The sequence below is a fragment of the Nostoc flagelliforme FACHB-838 genome, assembly GCF_014698065.1.
Classification (GTDB): domain Bacteria; phylum Cyanobacteriota; class Cyanobacteriia; order Cyanobacteriales; family Nostocaceae; genus Nostoc; species Nostoc flagelliforme_B.
This window is the reverse complement of the sequence record NZ_JACJSI010000035.1, coordinates 16,381-30,315: the sequence shown is the minus strand read 5'-3', so window position 1 is coordinate 30,315 and position 13,935 is coordinate 16,381. Positions and strand designations below refer to the sequence as shown.

Here is a 13,935-nt window from a genome sequence, read left to right as displayed (position 1 = left end):
GGTAGGCATCTTGTCCGCCATGATAAACTGGGCGATCATATTGCTCACCCCACAAGATTGGATAATTTATTTATTGGAATTCCCTTAGCAATTACGAATTATGCTGAGAGAGATTACAAATTATCATTGAGAACATTCTGGCAAATTTTTCTCGGCAAAATTACAATCAAAATAAATTAAAGCTTCTCTACTAGAGGGGAATGTTGCACTTGTGGTGTATTGGTCACTTTCTGGACTTGCTTCATATAACCAAACTTTCACATAGTAATAACTATTATCATCAGTAGACCATAATTCATAACGGTAATTACCTCCTGACCCCTGACTATTTAAGTAGTCGGCTAGTGCTATGTTTGATGCAGACACAAAGCTAAATACAGTCAAAACAGGAATTACAGCTACTTTTAGTATTTGGATTAATTTCATAAATGCCCAAAAAACTTACTTCCTCTAGCTTCCTTTACCGAAGTAATTTTTGAAACCAGTAATCATCAGGAACATTTTGTGAGGATATCGTAAGGCACTTAGTTTGAGTCGATGGAGGGTAAGTTAGAAATCCTTTTTGTTCGGACATTCATCTCACCGCTTCTGTTCGAGTCGGTGCGAGGTTTCTGCCTAATTAAGCAACAAGTATTCTTGCGGCCTCATCTAGTTTTTATTTTGTAATCCGTATATCAATATTGTAATTTACTGTGCTTTCAAAAAAATATACTTAAAATAGTTATTGATTAATATTGACGGACAACATCGCGTACATGACGCGATTTGTCTCAAGTTTAATGATGGTATCGACAAGAAATAATCGTTAAATAGGCATCCTCCACCGCATAAACCAAACGATTTGCATCATCAATTCGCCGCGACCAAAATCCAGCTAAATTTTCCCGTAGAGGTTCTGGCTTACCTATACCCTCAAAAGGCATCCGCATCATCTCCTGAATCAGTTTATTGATTCTTTTGAGTGTCTTCTTGTCTTGCCCTTGCCAGTAAAGATAATCAGCCCAAGCCTCATCCGTCCATGCCAGCATTCTAGTCATTCAGCAAATCTCGTTCCACGACTTTTCCCTGCTTAAATTGAGCAATAGAACGTTCCAAATGAGCTGCATTTGCCGGAGACTTCAGTAAATGCACAGTCTCCATCAGACTATTGAAAAACTCCAGCGACATCACCACCGCATCATCCGCATCCCGTCTGGTGATGATCGTATAGTCGGCATCTTCCGTCACTCGATCTAAAACCGTCTTCAGGCTATTTCTCGCCTCGCTAAAAGAGATAACTTTCATCTTGCCACAACTTGTACTCTTTATTGTACAAGTATAGCTTTTTCTGCAATTTGTTTGTTTCCTGAAATACTTTACAAAACTTAAATCAAATTAAATGATAAAAAATTTCAATAAGTCTGGTACGATATCTTTAAAGTTATTGAGATAGATAGTCATTAGGCCCCTAATAAATTTCAACAAGCAAGGCAAATAAGTATCCTTGCGTAAATTATTGCGCTCGTGCAGCGTCCCATAGGGAAGGAGAATCGCAAAACTATATATCAGGTAACAATATGTCGAAAAAAACCGGTCTATTCTCCGGTAATTAAACTGGTAACACTGAATCTGATGCTGAAAAAATTCGGGATGAGTTTGGTAGTGCGGTTAGTCTGTAGAGATTAGGGACGCACAGCTTGTATACCCCTACTGAAATTAATAATTTAGAAGTTATAGGTATTTATGTCTGATTCATTTGATGTTCTGTGGTTAAATGCTAGTCCTGCTTTGAAGCGTTTTGATAAACCATTACTTCAATACTTATCTGCGTATATGAGAATCGCCCAGTGGCAATACCAGCAAACCAAAGATGAAGCCAGTTCCATAGATCAAGCTGTGGAGTTGCTGTATGATTTTTTAAAATGGCGCGATCGCCCCGTGCATTTAGCCGGTCATGGGATGAGTGGTGCGATCGCCTTAACCTTTGCGCGGCAATTTCCCCAAAAAGTGCGATCGCTCATTTTGCTGGCTGTAGCTGCTCAACCTGCAAACAATTGGCAAGCTCACTATTACTTTCAACGACAACTTTTTAGTATCAGCCGTGAACTAGTTTTGGCAAGCAGCGTTCGCAGTCTTTTTGGAAATCAACCGCCTCACACCACTAAGAAGTTAGTAGCTGCTTTAGATAGAGATTTAGAACAATCTCCCTCGCCACACTCTTTGTTTAAGTTGGTTTATTTACCCAAGGGTGGAGTTTCTATGCCAATGATGGTATGTGGTAGCAAGAGCGATCCAGTAGTCAACTCAACTGTATTGCATGACTGGTTGAATTGGTTGAAGCCAGAAGATAAACTCTGGGAATGCCCAGAAGGATATCATTTTTTTCACTACTTCTATCCTCAACAGGTTGGTGAAGAGATTTTGAGTTTTTGGAAACGCCACCATCTGCATCTTGTAGAAGCATCTGCACTATCTTTTAGCAGTTCTACAAATTAGTAAGATACAGGAGCTATGCTTACGCTAGGCTACGCCTACGCACTTGTGAAAGTTGGGTGTACTGCGTGAGGTGCGTAGCTTGCCGCCGTAGGCATCGCCTTTGGCGTTGACGCAGCGATCGCTAATTATTGATGGTTTATTCTTTCAAGCTAGGTGTAATCATTCGGATAAGTGTTCTTAAAAATAAAGGCGATACCTCGAAGTCATGTTGAAGTACTTGAAAGTCGTGTTGAAGTACTTGAAAGTCGTGTTGAGGTACTCCAAAGTTGTATTGAGGTACTTAAAAGTCGTGTTGAGGTACTCCAAAGTCGTGTTGAGGTACTTAAAAGTCGTGTTGAGGTACTCCAAAGTCGTGTTGAGGTACTTCAAAGTCGTGTTGAAGTACTCCAAAGTCGTGTTGAGGTACTCCAAAGTCGTGTTGAGGTACTTCAAAGTCGTGTTGAGGTACTCCAAACTTTTAACATTAGCAATCAGTTAGCCTGAAAGATGGTGAAAGTTCGATAATGAAAAAAATTGACGCGGCCATTTTTGGTTGTTCAATCCAATAACCTCACCCCCACTTTGCAACAGCTATGCAAAATCTCACTGTTGACCAAGCCCAATCCAGAGTGCGTATTCTACCAATTAGACGCGGATAGTTTTAGGGAAATATCGCTAACTCGGTTTCTGGGTCAAAAAAGTGAATTTTTTCTGGAGTTAGAGATAACCAAAGTTGCTCGCCGACTTGTACAAATCGGTCTGGTGGTATTCGCACTTGTAGGGAATTGGCTGTAGTCGCAGGTTGAGAACCAGGTTCGGCAATCCTAACAGACAAGAAAGAATCGTTACCTAAATTCTCTACCAAATCTACTTGTACTGGTAGATTTTTAGTAGCAGGCATACTCAAGTTCAAGTGTTCTGGACGAATGCCTAAAATTAGAGTTTTTCCATCATATTTTTGTAAAGCTTTTCCCCAAACTTCTGGAAGGGTGAAACGCAACTGAGAATGAGTAATCAACTGTGGGGCATGAAATTCCACAGAAATAAAATTCATCGGTGGTGAACCAATGAATTCTGCTACAAAAAGATTGGCAGGGCGATTGTAAAGTTCTAAGGGAGAAGCAACTTGCTGAATTTTACCCTCAGACATAATTGCAATGCGATCGCCCATTGTCATCGCTTCGGTTTGGTCATGGGTAACGTAAATTGTCGTTGTCCCCAATTGACGCTGCAATTTGACAATTTGGGCGCGGGTTTCCGCCCGTAGTTTGGCATCTAAGTTAGAAAGCGGCTCATCCATTAAGAATACTTGGGGGTCACGCGCGATCGCTCTTCCCAATGCAACCCGTTGTCTTTGTCCCCCAGATAGCTGTTTGGGTAAGCGATTCAGTAATGTTTCGATTTGCAACAGTTGAGCAACACTACGCACCTGCTCATTCACTGCTCGTTCTTTGTCAGAAGTGTAGCGCAATCCTTTAGGTAACTTTCTTGTAGCCCCCACAAAAAGATTTTCCGCCCACGCCCGAAGATATGGAGATGAGGGGGTCATTTCTTCCTCTGCTCTCCCAGAACGGCGGCGTAACCCAAAGGCGATGTTGTCATACACCGTCATGTGGGGATAAAGGGCGTAATTTTGAAACACCATTGCGATGTCGCGTTCTTTGGGCGGTAGGTCATTGATCAAGCGATCGCCTATCCAGATATTACCGCCAGTCATCACTTCTAACCCAGCGATTAACCGTAGCAGGGTGCTTTTACCACAACCAGAAGGGCCTACCAGCACCATAAACTCGCCATCTGCGATCGTCAGGTTAATCCGCCGCAAGACGTTAACAGTTCCCGCACGTTCTTGCGCTGCATCATTTTTCTCCCCAGACGGAAGGGAAGATTGGGTTTGTGAGGTGACACCTTCCCCTTTACGCGGGGAAAAACTTTTATAAACGTTTTCTAAAACAACTTGGGACACAACTAATTATTGTCATTGGGGATTGGGCATTGGGCATTGGATTTGGACTAATGACCAATGACAGTTTAGCGCCCATCATAATACACGTTCTATGTAAATACGAAAAGTTAAAAAAACAGCTTGCACCATCAAAAGCAAACTACCCTAAATTTTAGGGCTGTCAGGAGGTATTGTTATGACTACCGATATACCTAAAAATCTTTCCCAAGACACAAGCGTTAACCTTATCCATGACATTGTAGACGTACAAACCACAGATTGTTGCATTGTGGGTGGGGGGCCGGCAGGAGCAGTATTGGCGCTGTTGTTAGCGCGTCAAGGCATTTCTGTAATGCTGCTGGAAGCACACAAAGACTTTGATCGTGATTTTCGTGGTGATACAATTCATCCGTCGGTGATGGAAATTATGGAAGAATTGGGACTTAGCGATCGCTTGCTTGAACTCCCCCATGCCAAAATGCGCCAAATTAGGTTTAAAACTCCTGAAGATACTGTCACTTTGGCAGATTTTAGTCACCTAAAAACCCGCTACCCATACATTACAATGCTTCCCCAGGTGAAATTTCTGGAGTTCATCACCCAAGAAGCACAAAAATATCCTAGTTTCCATCTGGTAATGGGTGCGAATGTGCAAGAATTAATTGCCGAAAATGGCGAAATTCAAGGTGTCCGCTATCGAGGAGGCGGTGGCTGGCATGAAATCCGGGCAATACTGACAGTGGGTGCAGATGGTCGCCACTCACGTTTACGCCACCTGGGTGAGTTTGAATCCATCGAAACCTCGCCGCCAATGGATATCCTTTGGTTTCGCTTACCGCGTCAGCCAGAAGACCCAGAGGGGGGAATGGGGCGCTTTGGTCAAGGTAAAATCATCGCCATGCTTGACCGTGGTGATGAGTGGCAAGTTGCCTATGTTATTCCCAAGGGAGGCTATCAACAACTGCGGACTAGGGGTTTGGAGGAATTAAAAAAATCTGTTGTGGAAGTAGTGCCAGAATTCCAGCAACGCATCCAAAATTTACATGATTGGTCACATATAGCTTTTCTCTCAGTCGAGTCTAGCCGCGTCAAGCGCTGGTATCACCCCGGTTTGTTACTCATTGGTGATGCTGCCCATATAATGTCCCCCATTGGTGGAGTTGGCATTAACTACGCAATTCAAGATGCTGTAGTCGCGGCGAATGTACTCAGCAAACCGCTCAAAAACCGACAAGTACAATTTAGCGATCTAGCAAAAGTACAACGTCAACGCGAATTGCCCACACGCATCATTCAGGCGTTTCAAACTTTTATCCAAAAGCGGGTATTTGCCCCAGTTCTCACCTCAAATCGTACCTTTGTACCACCTGCGTTTTTGCGCTTACCCATCTTGCGCGACCTACCAGGCAGGTTGATTGGTTTGGGTGTTTTTCCAGTTCACGTTAAGACTTAATTTTTGCCAAGAATTTTTTCTATTTAACTAATGAATGGTACAATTATACTACTCAAATGCAGAATCCAATGCTCATTTAGTCAAGCGAGGGTGGCGGGCGGCATACTCAATGCTGTTCAAAGTGATGTCTACGACAGGCTACACCTACGCTTGGCTTTTATGCTAGAAATAACTAAAAACTCAGGCATTATTAAAAAATGCAAACAATTAAACATATCTAGATATTAATTGGCACTACATAGAAAAACCCTCTCTTTTTCAATCAGTACTTTTTGCAGTCAGGAGTAATTTTAATGAACAGCTGCGTTTTGATGGCGGAAATTATTAACGAGCCGCAACTGCGCTATACAGCAGATAATCTGGGAGTCACGGAAATGCTGGTGCAGTTTCCTAATTCCCAGAAACCAGAAGATCCACCAGCCACCCTGAAAGTTGTCGGCTGGGGAAATTTAGCGACAGAAATTCAGCAAAACTACCACCAAGGCGATCGCGTCATCCTGGTAGGGCGTTTAGGTATGAATACTGTTCCAATGGAAGGTTTTAAAGAAAAACGCGCTGAATTGACGGTGCAACAAATTCAACCTGTTGGAGGCAGTTTTAATACCGATCCATTGCCCTCAGCAACTGTAACTCCATCATCATTCACTGAAACTGCTCCACGGCAACAATCTTCAGCATCTCGTCCTGCACAAAAAGACGTTCCCAATTACGAGTCACCACGTTCAGCACCTACCCCAGCGACAAATCCTGTTGCTGTTACTCCCCAAGCAACAAGTTACGAACCCATACCCCAACCCACAAATTATGAGCGAACCACTTATCCAGCAGTGAAACAGGAAGAACCAGATCCAGATGATATTCCGTTCTAAAGTTGGTAGTTGAGTGTGTATTCAATTCGCTAACTGTTAGACCTCTTGCAAAAGTACTTTTTGCAAGAGGGGGAAAAGGGTAAAGGTTAAAGGGGAAGGGGACAATACAGAACTTTTCCCCCTTCCTTCTTCTGCCTTGCCCTTTTCCCGACTTATGCAAGAAGTCTATTGGTCTGTCCCAAAAGTTTTGAGAGGTTAGTGGTTTCAGATCCCCGACTTCTTGAAGAAGTCGGGGATCTAGCAACCCAGCAAAATTAATGGGACAGACCACTATTGGTTGATGTCATTAAATTTGATTAGTTTGGTTGGTTATCAAAACCCTGTAGAGATGAAAAATTTCGCGTCTCTACAAGCCCTCAGAATGGGATAGACCAATATACTGAGTAGGGGCGCAAGGTCTTGCGTCCCTACTGTGGGATGTTTTTTAACTGCAAGTCCCTTATGCTGACATTTACCCAACTTAAACCACCTAACCCCGATGCCACAGTCACCTTTACTCTGCCGTTGACAGCAGAAGAACGTACCCGCAGTCGTCATCGCTTTGAAACGGAAGCTGGTAAAGTTGTGTTTTTACATTTACCCAGAGGAACTGTTTTACACGATGGCGATATTCTGCAAGAAGAAGCCCATAGCAGTTTAATCAGAATTATCGCCAAACCAGAACTGGTGCTAACTGCCTTTGCCCAAACACCACTTTTATTATTACGGGCGGCATACCATTTGGGAAATCGCCATGTCCCTGTGGAAATTACTCCGACTTATTTACGCTTGTCCTCAGACTCTGTTTTACGCACAATGTTGGAACAACTGGGGTTAGAAGTTAAAGAGGAAATTTCACCGTTTCAGCCAGAATTGGGAGCTTATGGACAACACCATCATGCTCACTGATAGCCATCTTTTAAGTATTTTGCAGTTAGCTAGCCCTGCTTTGCCTGTAGGAGCATATAGTTATTCTGAAGGCTTGGAAATGTTAGTGGAAAATGGTACGATCGCTAGCCAGCCACATCTCAAACATTGGCTAGAAGCGGAGTTGCTCTATGGGGCAATTCGGTTGGAGGCGGCGGTGATGGTACGATCGCAGCAAGCGGCAAAAATGGGCAATGTTGAGTCCCTATGCCGTTGGAATCTCTGGTTATCCGCGGCTAGGGAAACAGAAGAGTTACGTGCCTCTAGTTGGCAGATGGGGCGATCGCTCATCCAATTACTTGGTAAACTAGAACCGCAGATTATACCTATTGCTAATGCTGTAGGAAATCCTTGCAATTATGCAATCGCTTTTGGCATTGCAATTGCCCATTGGCAAATCAGTATCCAAGCCGGATTACTCGGATATCTGCATAGTTGGGCAAGTAACTTGATTACTGCTGGCGTGAAACTTATCCCCCTTGGACAAACAGCAGGACAGCAGTTATTGCTAGATTTGCAGCCATTACTCATTGCTGCGGCGTTAGAAATTCTAGCGTTGGAGGACGATCAACTCGCCTGTTGTAGTTGGGGTTTATCACTAGCAAGTATGCAGCATGAAACGCAGTATACAAGATTATTTAGGAGTTAGTCATTGGTCATTAGTCATTGGTCAAAAACTAAGAACTAATAACCTGTACCAAGGAAAAGTGACAACTAACAAATGACAAAGGACTAATAACAATGAATGCATTTCGAGTAGGGGTTGCTGGGCCAGTGGGTTCGGGTAAGACGGCTTTGGTTGATGCTTTGTGTAAGGGGTTGCGTGAGCAGTATCAAATTGCAGTAGTGACGAATGATATTTATACTCAAGAAGATGCCCAGTTTTTAGTGCGTTCTCAGGCGTTAGCCAGTGATCGCATTTTGGGTGTAGAAACTGGTGGTTGTCCTCACACAGCCATCCGCGAAGATGCTTCAATGAATTTGGCGGCAATTGAACAGTTAGAGGAACGTTTTCTTGATTTGAATTTGGTATTTTTGGAAAGTGGTGGTGATAATTTGGCTGCTACCTTTAGTCCAGAATTAGTGGATTTAACAATTTACGTCATAGATGTTGCAGCAGGCGATAAAATTCCCCGCAAAGGTGGCCCCGGCATTACTAAGTCTGATTTATTGGTGATTAACAAAACTGATCTAGCACCTTATGTTGGTGCAGATTTAAGTGTGATGGAACGAGACGCTAAAAAAATGCGCGGCGATAAACCTTTTATTTTTACTAATTTGAAAACTCAGTCTGGACTTGCAGATGTAATTAAATTTGTTTGCACAAATATCTGTTAAAAAGAAAATGAGAAGGTTATCGAACAGAATTCAGGAGTCAGGAGTCAGAATTCAGAATGGATTCCGTATGACTGGCGGATAGCGCAGCGTTAGCGAGTCCACGATAGCGTAGCGGTAGCGAGTCTGCGAGCGTCGCGTCTGAATAACTGGGTTTAAGACCCCCACCAAATCGCAGATTTGGTGGTCAACAAGACCTGCGCCGATCTGAATACCCGACTGATTTATTCTGACTCCTGAATTCTGACTTCTGAATTCTTCTTCAATTCTCATTTTTTAAGGATGTCTAGGATAAATATTGGTACAACGATAGACTTTTCAAACAACATCGTGATTGCGATCGCACAGGTCTTAAACGACAAAAATTTGTCACTGTACAGAAAAGGAAAAAACCGTTAAACACTATGTTTCCCGGTTTTCCGTGTGGTGTAAGGAGCTTAACTGTATATCATGATAAAGTAACTGCCAAACCACAACGCCCTCGTAACAATTTTGGTAACAGAATTTTTTTGCGTAGGCGTAGCCCGCCGTAGGCATCGCACCTCAAGGGCACACAGCTGTGCTACTCTAATCTGTAAAAATGCCCAGCACATCGATATTTCAGATTTCACGACAGCAAACTAGCAGAATTAACATCTAAAAATAACGTTGCTTGGGGTTGTTGACGGAGAATAGAAGCCGGACAATCTGTACTTATAGACCCCTGCAACATTTGTTTTACCACATTCGCTTTACGTTTTTCTGGAGCAAGACAGATAATTTTTTTAGCTGAACAAATCATTGAGATGGTGACAGTAAAAGCATATTGTGGAACAGTTTCTAGATTCGGAAAGTGGCCTGTACTTACTTGTTGCTGACGGTTTATCGTATCTAGTTTTACTAGTTTCACACTGTAAGGGTCTTGAAAATTTACGACTGCTGGATCGTTAAAGGCCAAATGTCCATTTTCGCCAATACCGAGACAGCATAAGTCAATTGGTTGTGCTTGCAATAGTTTAGTGTAGCGATCGCACTCTGCTACTGGTTGCAACGCATCACCTTCTATATAGTGGAATTCCTTAGGAGTAACCCGCTTCTCTACACGTTCTCGCATATAGCGACGAAAACTGGCAGAATGGTCAGCAGTAATTCCCAAATATTCATCTAGATGGAATAAAATAATCCGTGACCAATCTACACCACCCAATGCAATCAAAGCATCGAGAAATTTGAGTTGGGAATTACCTGTTGCTAACAATACAGCAGCTGTATTTTGTTGCTTGAGAACTTGCTGTAAATGCTTTTGCGCGATTTCGGCAACATCCTGGGCCATTTCGACTTCAGAGTTGTAAATCTGCACTACTAAATCATCAACGCGAAAAAAGTTTGTAGCGGCTGGCATTTGCTTACACCGAAGGTTATCAATTATATGGCAGTTTGTTGAAAGGCTTGATCTGTCTGCCCTTATATGCCCTATCCAGTATAGATTTTAGATTTAGCAGATTAATTTGTGACTCTTGAGATTTGCTTAAAATCTCACCCTTTGAGGACGAATTTTTCCTTAGTTCCCTGTATTGACGAAGGAAAAATCACTAAGTAAAAAAACAATGTAAACTATTTAAATTAAGTTAACAATTATTTACACTTTACCAAAAAATCATGCTGGCTGCAATTCTCTTTGACCTAGACGGCACTATTGTCAACACTGACCCCATACACTACCGAGCTTGGCAGCAAACGCTGTCAAATTATAGCATTGAAATTGACGAAACATTTTATAAATCTCGAATTAGTGGGCGGCTAAATCCAGAAATTGTCAAAGATATTTTGCCACAATTATCAGCAGCAGAAGGGCAAAAATTTGCAGACGATAAAGAGGCGCTTTTCCGCGAACTTGCCCCCGATCTTCAGCCATTGAATGGATTTTCTGAACTACTAGCCTGGACAGATACACATCAGTTAAAACGAGCATTAGTAACTAATGCCCCTAGATTAAATGCAGAATTTATGCTAGAGGTTTTGGGAATAAAAGAAGCTTTCCATACAGTTGTTTTAGCGGAGGATTGTATCGCAGGTAAACCCGACCCTGCACCCTACCAAGTCGCCCTGAATAAATTGGGAATTACAGCAGAGGAAGCGATCGCCTTAGAAGACTCTCCCTCTGGTATTCGTTCAGCGGTGAGCGCAGATATCCGCACCATTGGTATAGCCTCTACCCACGATCCGCAATTTTTGCAGTCAGTCGGCGCATTTATGGCAATTCCAGATTTTACTGATTTGCAATTGTGGACATTGCTGAACTCATTGATTGATCCAAATTTAAGTGCGATCGCTTCTAATTTTTGACGGCTTTAAGTCGTGTGAGGTTCAAATTGCAAAAGACTAATTCCCGCATCTGCGATCGCAGGCACTCGTTATAATGAACGCGAACGCTAACCCTATCAACAGCGTGAGCAAACTACTAAAGGGTTTGTAGTAAGCAGTTTAGTACTGAAAGAATAAGGACTTTAGTCCTTACTACGAGCCTTTACTTATTTTTCAGCCAGAATCGCGTAAATTTCCCGTTTAACTTGCTCTAAAAGCTCACGCACTCGATTTATTCGCTCCATATTGCCACTACGAGCAACCTGCACCACTACAGCAGCTAATTCTGTGGCAGCATTTCGCAATTCGATAAACTCTTGAGGCTTACCTGTCACAAAACTTTTGAAGTTGTCCCAAGGAGAATCTGAAGTTTCTTGTTGAGTACGTTCTGCCAATAATTGCCTACCCTCATCTGTAATCGTGTAAACCCGCTTACCACCTTCCTGCGCGCTCTTGAGATAACCACCTTCCTCCAGCAATTGGAGTGTTGGATACACTGAGCCAGGACTGAGGCGACGAAAACCACCATAGCGAGTTTCCGCATCTTTAATCAGATCGTAACCATGACTAGGATGCTCGGATAACAATTCCAGCAAGATGAACTTGATGTCACCGCGACGAGTCCGGTATTCATCTCCCCAACCACGACCAAACATTTCATTGCCAAAGTGTTTTTCATGATGTCTACCATGATGCTTGCTATGCCCAAACCAAGACCTGACAAACAATGAATCATCTTCGCTAACTCCTGCCCATGCAGGTGTCCCAAAACGTGACCGAAAGTGTCTAAACATAAGTAAATCTCAAATCAACTTTTTCTAATATACGATATATCAAAATATATCACGATATATCGGAATACAATTTGGATGAAGATTTGTGACGTAAGCAGCTGCGCTGCCTACGGCGGCTGTGCGATCGCCACGCTAACTTTGCTAGGTTAAATAACGAACCACAGAGACACAGAGAACACAGAGAGAAAGATTTTAATACTTGGTTTACTTAAGCATTGTTGGCTTGATAGACGACTAGTCGAGGCTGTTCAAATAGCTACGAGTCTGCGCTTGTTGGACAAAAGACTCTATCCGTTGCAAATATTGTGAACCGCCAACTACTGCGGTGTTGTTATGATCTGCTTCTGTAACCAAGAATAGTTGTTTTGGTTCGGGAGCAACGGCATACATTTTTTCGCTCATGAAAGAGGGTACAGTCCAATCAACAGCGCCATGAATGAATAAAACTGGCATTTTTAAATTTGGCAATTTTTTAATGGATTCAAAGCGCTGTGTCAAGATTAAATCCACAGGAAACATCCAAAACATATTTCGATAAGTGATTAAATCGCGGATGGAAGTAAAGGAGCTTTCCACGATTAAACCGGCGGCTTGTGGGTGTTTCACAGCCAAATCAATGGCGATCGCACCTCCTAAAGAATGACCATAAATAAAAATTTGGTTGGGTGGAATCTCTTGTTGCTGTACCAAATAATTCCAAGCTGTAACTGCATCTTCATAAACCCGCTTTTCATTGGGAAAGCTGCCTTCACTGCGACCATAACCCCGGTAATCAATCAGCAACACGGAAAATCCTAGTTGATGAAACCGATTGGCATGAGTTATATTTGCGCCGATATTGATACCATTACCGTGCAAGTATAGCAACACTTTAGCATTGGGTTTCTTGGCTTTTATCCACCAACCGTGGATGCGTTCTACCTTGCCTGTTTTAACTGGTACAGCTAACCACACCTCTTCATAAGGGAGATTAAAAAACTCTGGTGTCTTTTCAATAACAGCAGAGGGAACGAAAATGAATCGAGGTTGCTTAATAAAAAGAAATAGACAGATTGCACTATAAGCGATCGCTGCAATTATCCCAGCCCAGAGTAGCCGTCGGGAAAATACTTGTATTAGAAATTGCAACCTGTTAATTTTCATACCCAATTTTTTTGATTTTCAAGGTATGTATTCTAACAAAAAAAATACTTAGCTTAAGCCGCCTTAGCATTTTAAAATGCAGGATTAAGCCATGAACAAAAAATTTTATCCAAAAATCAAATATTCAGTAAATTTACGTATGCACATTTCAGCCTATGAATGAATAGTAGAATTAGCCTATAGAGGAGAAGACTGTGACGCTCTTAAACGAAGCTCAAGTAGAGCAATTAAAAAAAATAACCACACACTTACGACAAGTAAGACAAGAAAAATCTATCTCCATAGAAGAAATAGCTGCTCAAACATTGATTAGAGCAGGTGTTTTGCAAGCTTTAGAAGCAGAAGGATTTGAAGAATTGCCTGAGCTTATTTTTCTGCAAGGATTCATCCGTCGTTATGGAGATGCATTAGGGCTGGATGGAAATGCTTTATCATACAGCCTTATAACCAATGTTGTCCCTCAAGACTCCAAAAATGCTCATAAGAACTTAGACAACAAGGGAAATTCATATATTCCTCTTGTTCTGACCTATATTTTATTATTAGTTGCTGCATCTGCTGGTCTTCTTCATACACTGAATCCACAACTTATATCTCAATCGGTGACTCCAGAAAACAATAATCAACAGTCAATAGTCAGTAATCAGGCTAACAAATGACCAAAAGGGAGTAGGGAGTGGTAGAAGCAGAATC

16 protein-coding genes are annotated in these 13,935 nt (G+C 42.2%); 9 read left to right on the top strand and 7 right to left on the bottom strand.

The genetic code is table 11. The features are described 5' to 3' along the window. Window positions 1–123: 123 nt before the first annotated feature. From H6G97_RS18280 to H6G97_RS18270, 3 genes are all read right to left on the bottom strand, one after another. Window positions 124–426: a hypothetical protein gene (locus tag H6G97_RS18280; protein WP_190942146.1), complete on the bottom strand. Its 303-nt coding sequence runs from the start codon at window positions 424–426 to the stop codon at window positions 124–126. A gap of 350 nt (window positions 427–776) precedes the next feature. Next, window positions 777–1,037: a Txe/YoeB family addiction module toxin gene (locus H6G97_RS18275; RefSeq protein WP_190942145.1), complete on the bottom strand. Its 261-nt coding sequence runs from the start codon at window positions 1,035–1,037 to the stop codon at window positions 777–779. Beyond that, entirely contained in the window at window positions 1,030–1,284 is a 255-nt protein-coding gene (locus H6G97_RS18270; RefSeq protein WP_190942144.1) for a type II toxin-antitoxin system Phd/YefM family antitoxin, read from the bottom strand. Before H6G97_RS18270 ends, H6G97_RS18275 begins: the two co-directional genes overlap by 8 nt. Window positions 1,285–1,722: 438 nt before the next feature. On the opposite strand from H6G97_RS18270, the gene H6G97_RS18265 reads away from it, so the two are divergent. Next, window positions 1,723–2,475 carry an alpha/beta fold hydrolase gene (locus H6G97_RS18265; protein WP_190942143.1) on the top strand — a complete coding sequence of 251 codons (753 nt, stop codon included), beginning with the start codon at window positions 1,723–1,725 and terminating at the stop codon, window positions 2,473–2,475. A 171-nt stretch (window positions 2,476–2,646) separates the two neighbouring features. Continuing rightward, window positions 2,647–2,958 (top strand): hypothetical protein, encoded by a 312-nt coding sequence (locus H6G97_RS18260; RefSeq protein WP_190942142.1) that lies wholly within the window; start codon window positions 2,647–2,649, stop codon window positions 2,956–2,958. Between the two features lie 157 nt (window positions 2,959–3,115). On the opposite strand, the gene H6G97_RS18255 is transcribed toward H6G97_RS18260, so the two are convergent. Continuing rightward, complete coding sequence (locus H6G97_RS18255; RefSeq protein WP_190942141.1) at window positions 3,116–4,420, bottom strand: ATP-binding cassette domain-containing protein; 1,305 nt, start codon at window positions 4,418–4,420, stop codon at window positions 3,116–3,118. Between the two features lie 175 nt (window positions 4,421–4,595). Here H6G97_RS18255 and H6G97_RS18250 point away from each other — a divergent pair, with 175 nt between their 5' ends. The 5 genes from H6G97_RS18250 to ureG all read left to right on the top strand — a co-directional run bounded on the left by H6G97_RS18250 (window position 4,596) and on the right by ureG (window position 8,965). After that, window positions 4,596–5,852, top strand: a complete 1,257-nt coding sequence (locus tag H6G97_RS18250; protein ID WP_190942140.1) for an FAD-dependent oxidoreductase — start codon at window positions 4,596–4,598, stop codon at window positions 5,850–5,852. A 293-nt stretch (window positions 5,853–6,145) separates the two neighbouring features. Beyond that, complete coding sequence (locus H6G97_RS18245) at window positions 6,146–6,721, top strand: single-stranded DNA-binding protein (RefSeq protein ID WP_190942139.1); 576 nt, start codon at window positions 6,146–6,148, stop codon at window positions 6,719–6,721. A 441-nt stretch (window positions 6,722–7,162) separates the two neighbouring features. Further along, the gene (gene ureE / locus H6G97_RS18240; RefSeq protein ID WP_190942138.1) at window positions 7,163–7,609 is read left to right on the top strand and encodes an urease accessory protein UreE; all 447 of its coding nucleotides are present in this window, start codon (window positions 7,163–7,165) and stop codon (window positions 7,607–7,609) included. Next, a complete protein-coding gene (locus H6G97_RS18235) occupies window positions 7,584–8,276 on the top strand; it encodes an urease accessory protein UreF (protein ID WP_190942137.1) in 693 nt (230 codons plus the stop codon). The genes ureE and H6G97_RS18235 overlap by 26 nt, the downstream gene beginning before the upstream one ends. Before the next feature lie 92 nt (window positions 8,277–8,368). After that, window positions 8,369–8,965 (top strand): urease accessory protein UreG, encoded by a 597-nt coding sequence (gene ureG, locus H6G97_RS18230; protein ID WP_190942136.1) that lies wholly within the window; start codon window positions 8,369–8,371, stop codon window positions 8,963–8,965. A gap of 604 nt (window positions 8,966–9,569) precedes the next feature. Here the strand turns inward: ureG and H6G97_RS18225 are convergent. After that, window positions 9,570–10,343: a glucosamine-6-phosphate deaminase gene (locus tag H6G97_RS18225; protein WP_190942135.1), complete on the bottom strand. Its 774-nt coding sequence runs from the start codon at window positions 10,341–10,343 to the stop codon at window positions 9,570–9,572. 257 nt (window positions 10,344–10,600) lie between these two features. Here H6G97_RS18225 and H6G97_RS18220 point away from each other — a divergent pair, with 257 nt between their 5' ends. Continuing rightward, window positions 10,601–11,287, top strand: a complete 687-nt coding sequence (locus H6G97_RS18220) for an HAD family hydrolase (protein WP_190942134.1) — start codon at window positions 10,601–10,603, stop codon at window positions 11,285–11,287. 185 nt (window positions 11,288–11,472) lie between these two features. Here H6G97_RS18220 and H6G97_RS18215 read toward each other — a convergent pair whose 3' ends face one another. Both H6G97_RS18215 and H6G97_RS18210 read right to left on the bottom strand, forming a co-directional pair. Then, window positions 11,473–12,099, bottom strand: a complete 627-nt coding sequence (locus H6G97_RS18215; protein ID WP_190942133.1) for a PadR family transcriptional regulator — start codon at window positions 12,097–12,099, stop codon at window positions 11,473–11,475. A gap of 234 nt (window positions 12,100–12,333) precedes the next feature. Continuing rightward, entirely contained in the window at window positions 12,334–13,242 is a 909-nt protein-coding gene (locus tag H6G97_RS18210; protein ID WP_190942132.1) for an alpha/beta hydrolase, read from the bottom strand. Window positions 13,243–13,436: 194 nt separating this feature from the next. On the opposite strand from H6G97_RS18210, the gene H6G97_RS18205 reads away from it, so the two are divergent. Continuing rightward, window positions 13,437–13,901 (top strand): helix-turn-helix domain-containing protein, encoded by a 465-nt coding sequence (locus tag H6G97_RS18205; RefSeq protein WP_190942131.1) that lies wholly within the window; start codon window positions 13,437–13,439, stop codon window positions 13,899–13,901. The last annotated feature ends 34 nt before the right edge of the window (window positions 13,902–13,935 follow it).

Coding starts and splice junctions, on each gene's coding strand:
- H6G97_RS18280 (WP_190942146.1), bottom strand. CDS start 426: ATGAAATTAATCCAAATACTAAAAGTAGCTGTAATTCCTGTTTTGACT.
- H6G97_RS18275 (WP_190942145.1), bottom strand. CDS start 1,037: ATGACTAGAATGCTGGCATGGACGGATGAGGCTTGGGCTGATTATCTT.
- H6G97_RS18270 (WP_190942144.1), bottom strand. CDS start 1,284: ATGAAAGTTATCTCTTTTAGCGAGGCGAGAAATAGCCTGAAGACGGTT.
- H6G97_RS18265 (WP_190942143.1), top strand. CDS start 1,723: ATGTCTGATTCATTTGATGTTCTGTGGTTAAATGCTAGTCCTGCTTTG.
- H6G97_RS18250 (WP_190942140.1), top strand. CDS start 4,596: ATGACTACCGATATACCTAAAAATCTTTCCCAAGACACAAGCGTTAAC.
- H6G97_RS18245 (WP_190942139.1), top strand. CDS start 6,146: ATGAACAGCTGCGTTTTGATGGCGGAAATTATTAACGAGCCGCAACTG.
- ureE (WP_190942138.1), top strand. CDS start 7,163: ATGCTGACATTTACCCAACTTAAACCACCTAACCCCGATGCCACAGTC.
- H6G97_RS18235 (WP_190942137.1), top strand. CDS start 7,584: ATGGACAACACCATCATGCTCACTGATAGCCATCTTTTAAGTATTTTG.
- ureG (WP_190942136.1), top strand. CDS start 8,369: ATGAATGCATTTCGAGTAGGGGTTGCTGGGCCAGTGGGTTCGGGTAAG.
- H6G97_RS18225 (WP_190942135.1), bottom strand. CDS start 10,343: ATGCCAGCCGCTACAAACTTTTTTCGCGTTGATGATTTAGTAGTGCAG.
- H6G97_RS18220 (WP_190942134.1), top strand. CDS start 10,601: ATGCTGGCTGCAATTCTCTTTGACCTAGACGGCACTATTGTCAACACT.
- H6G97_RS18215 (WP_190942133.1), bottom strand. CDS start 12,099: ATGTTTAGACACTTTCGGTCACGTTTTGGGACACCTGCATGGGCAGGA.
- H6G97_RS18210 (WP_190942132.1), bottom strand. CDS start 13,242: ATGAAAATTAACAGGTTGCAATTTCTAATACAAGTATTTTCCCGACGG.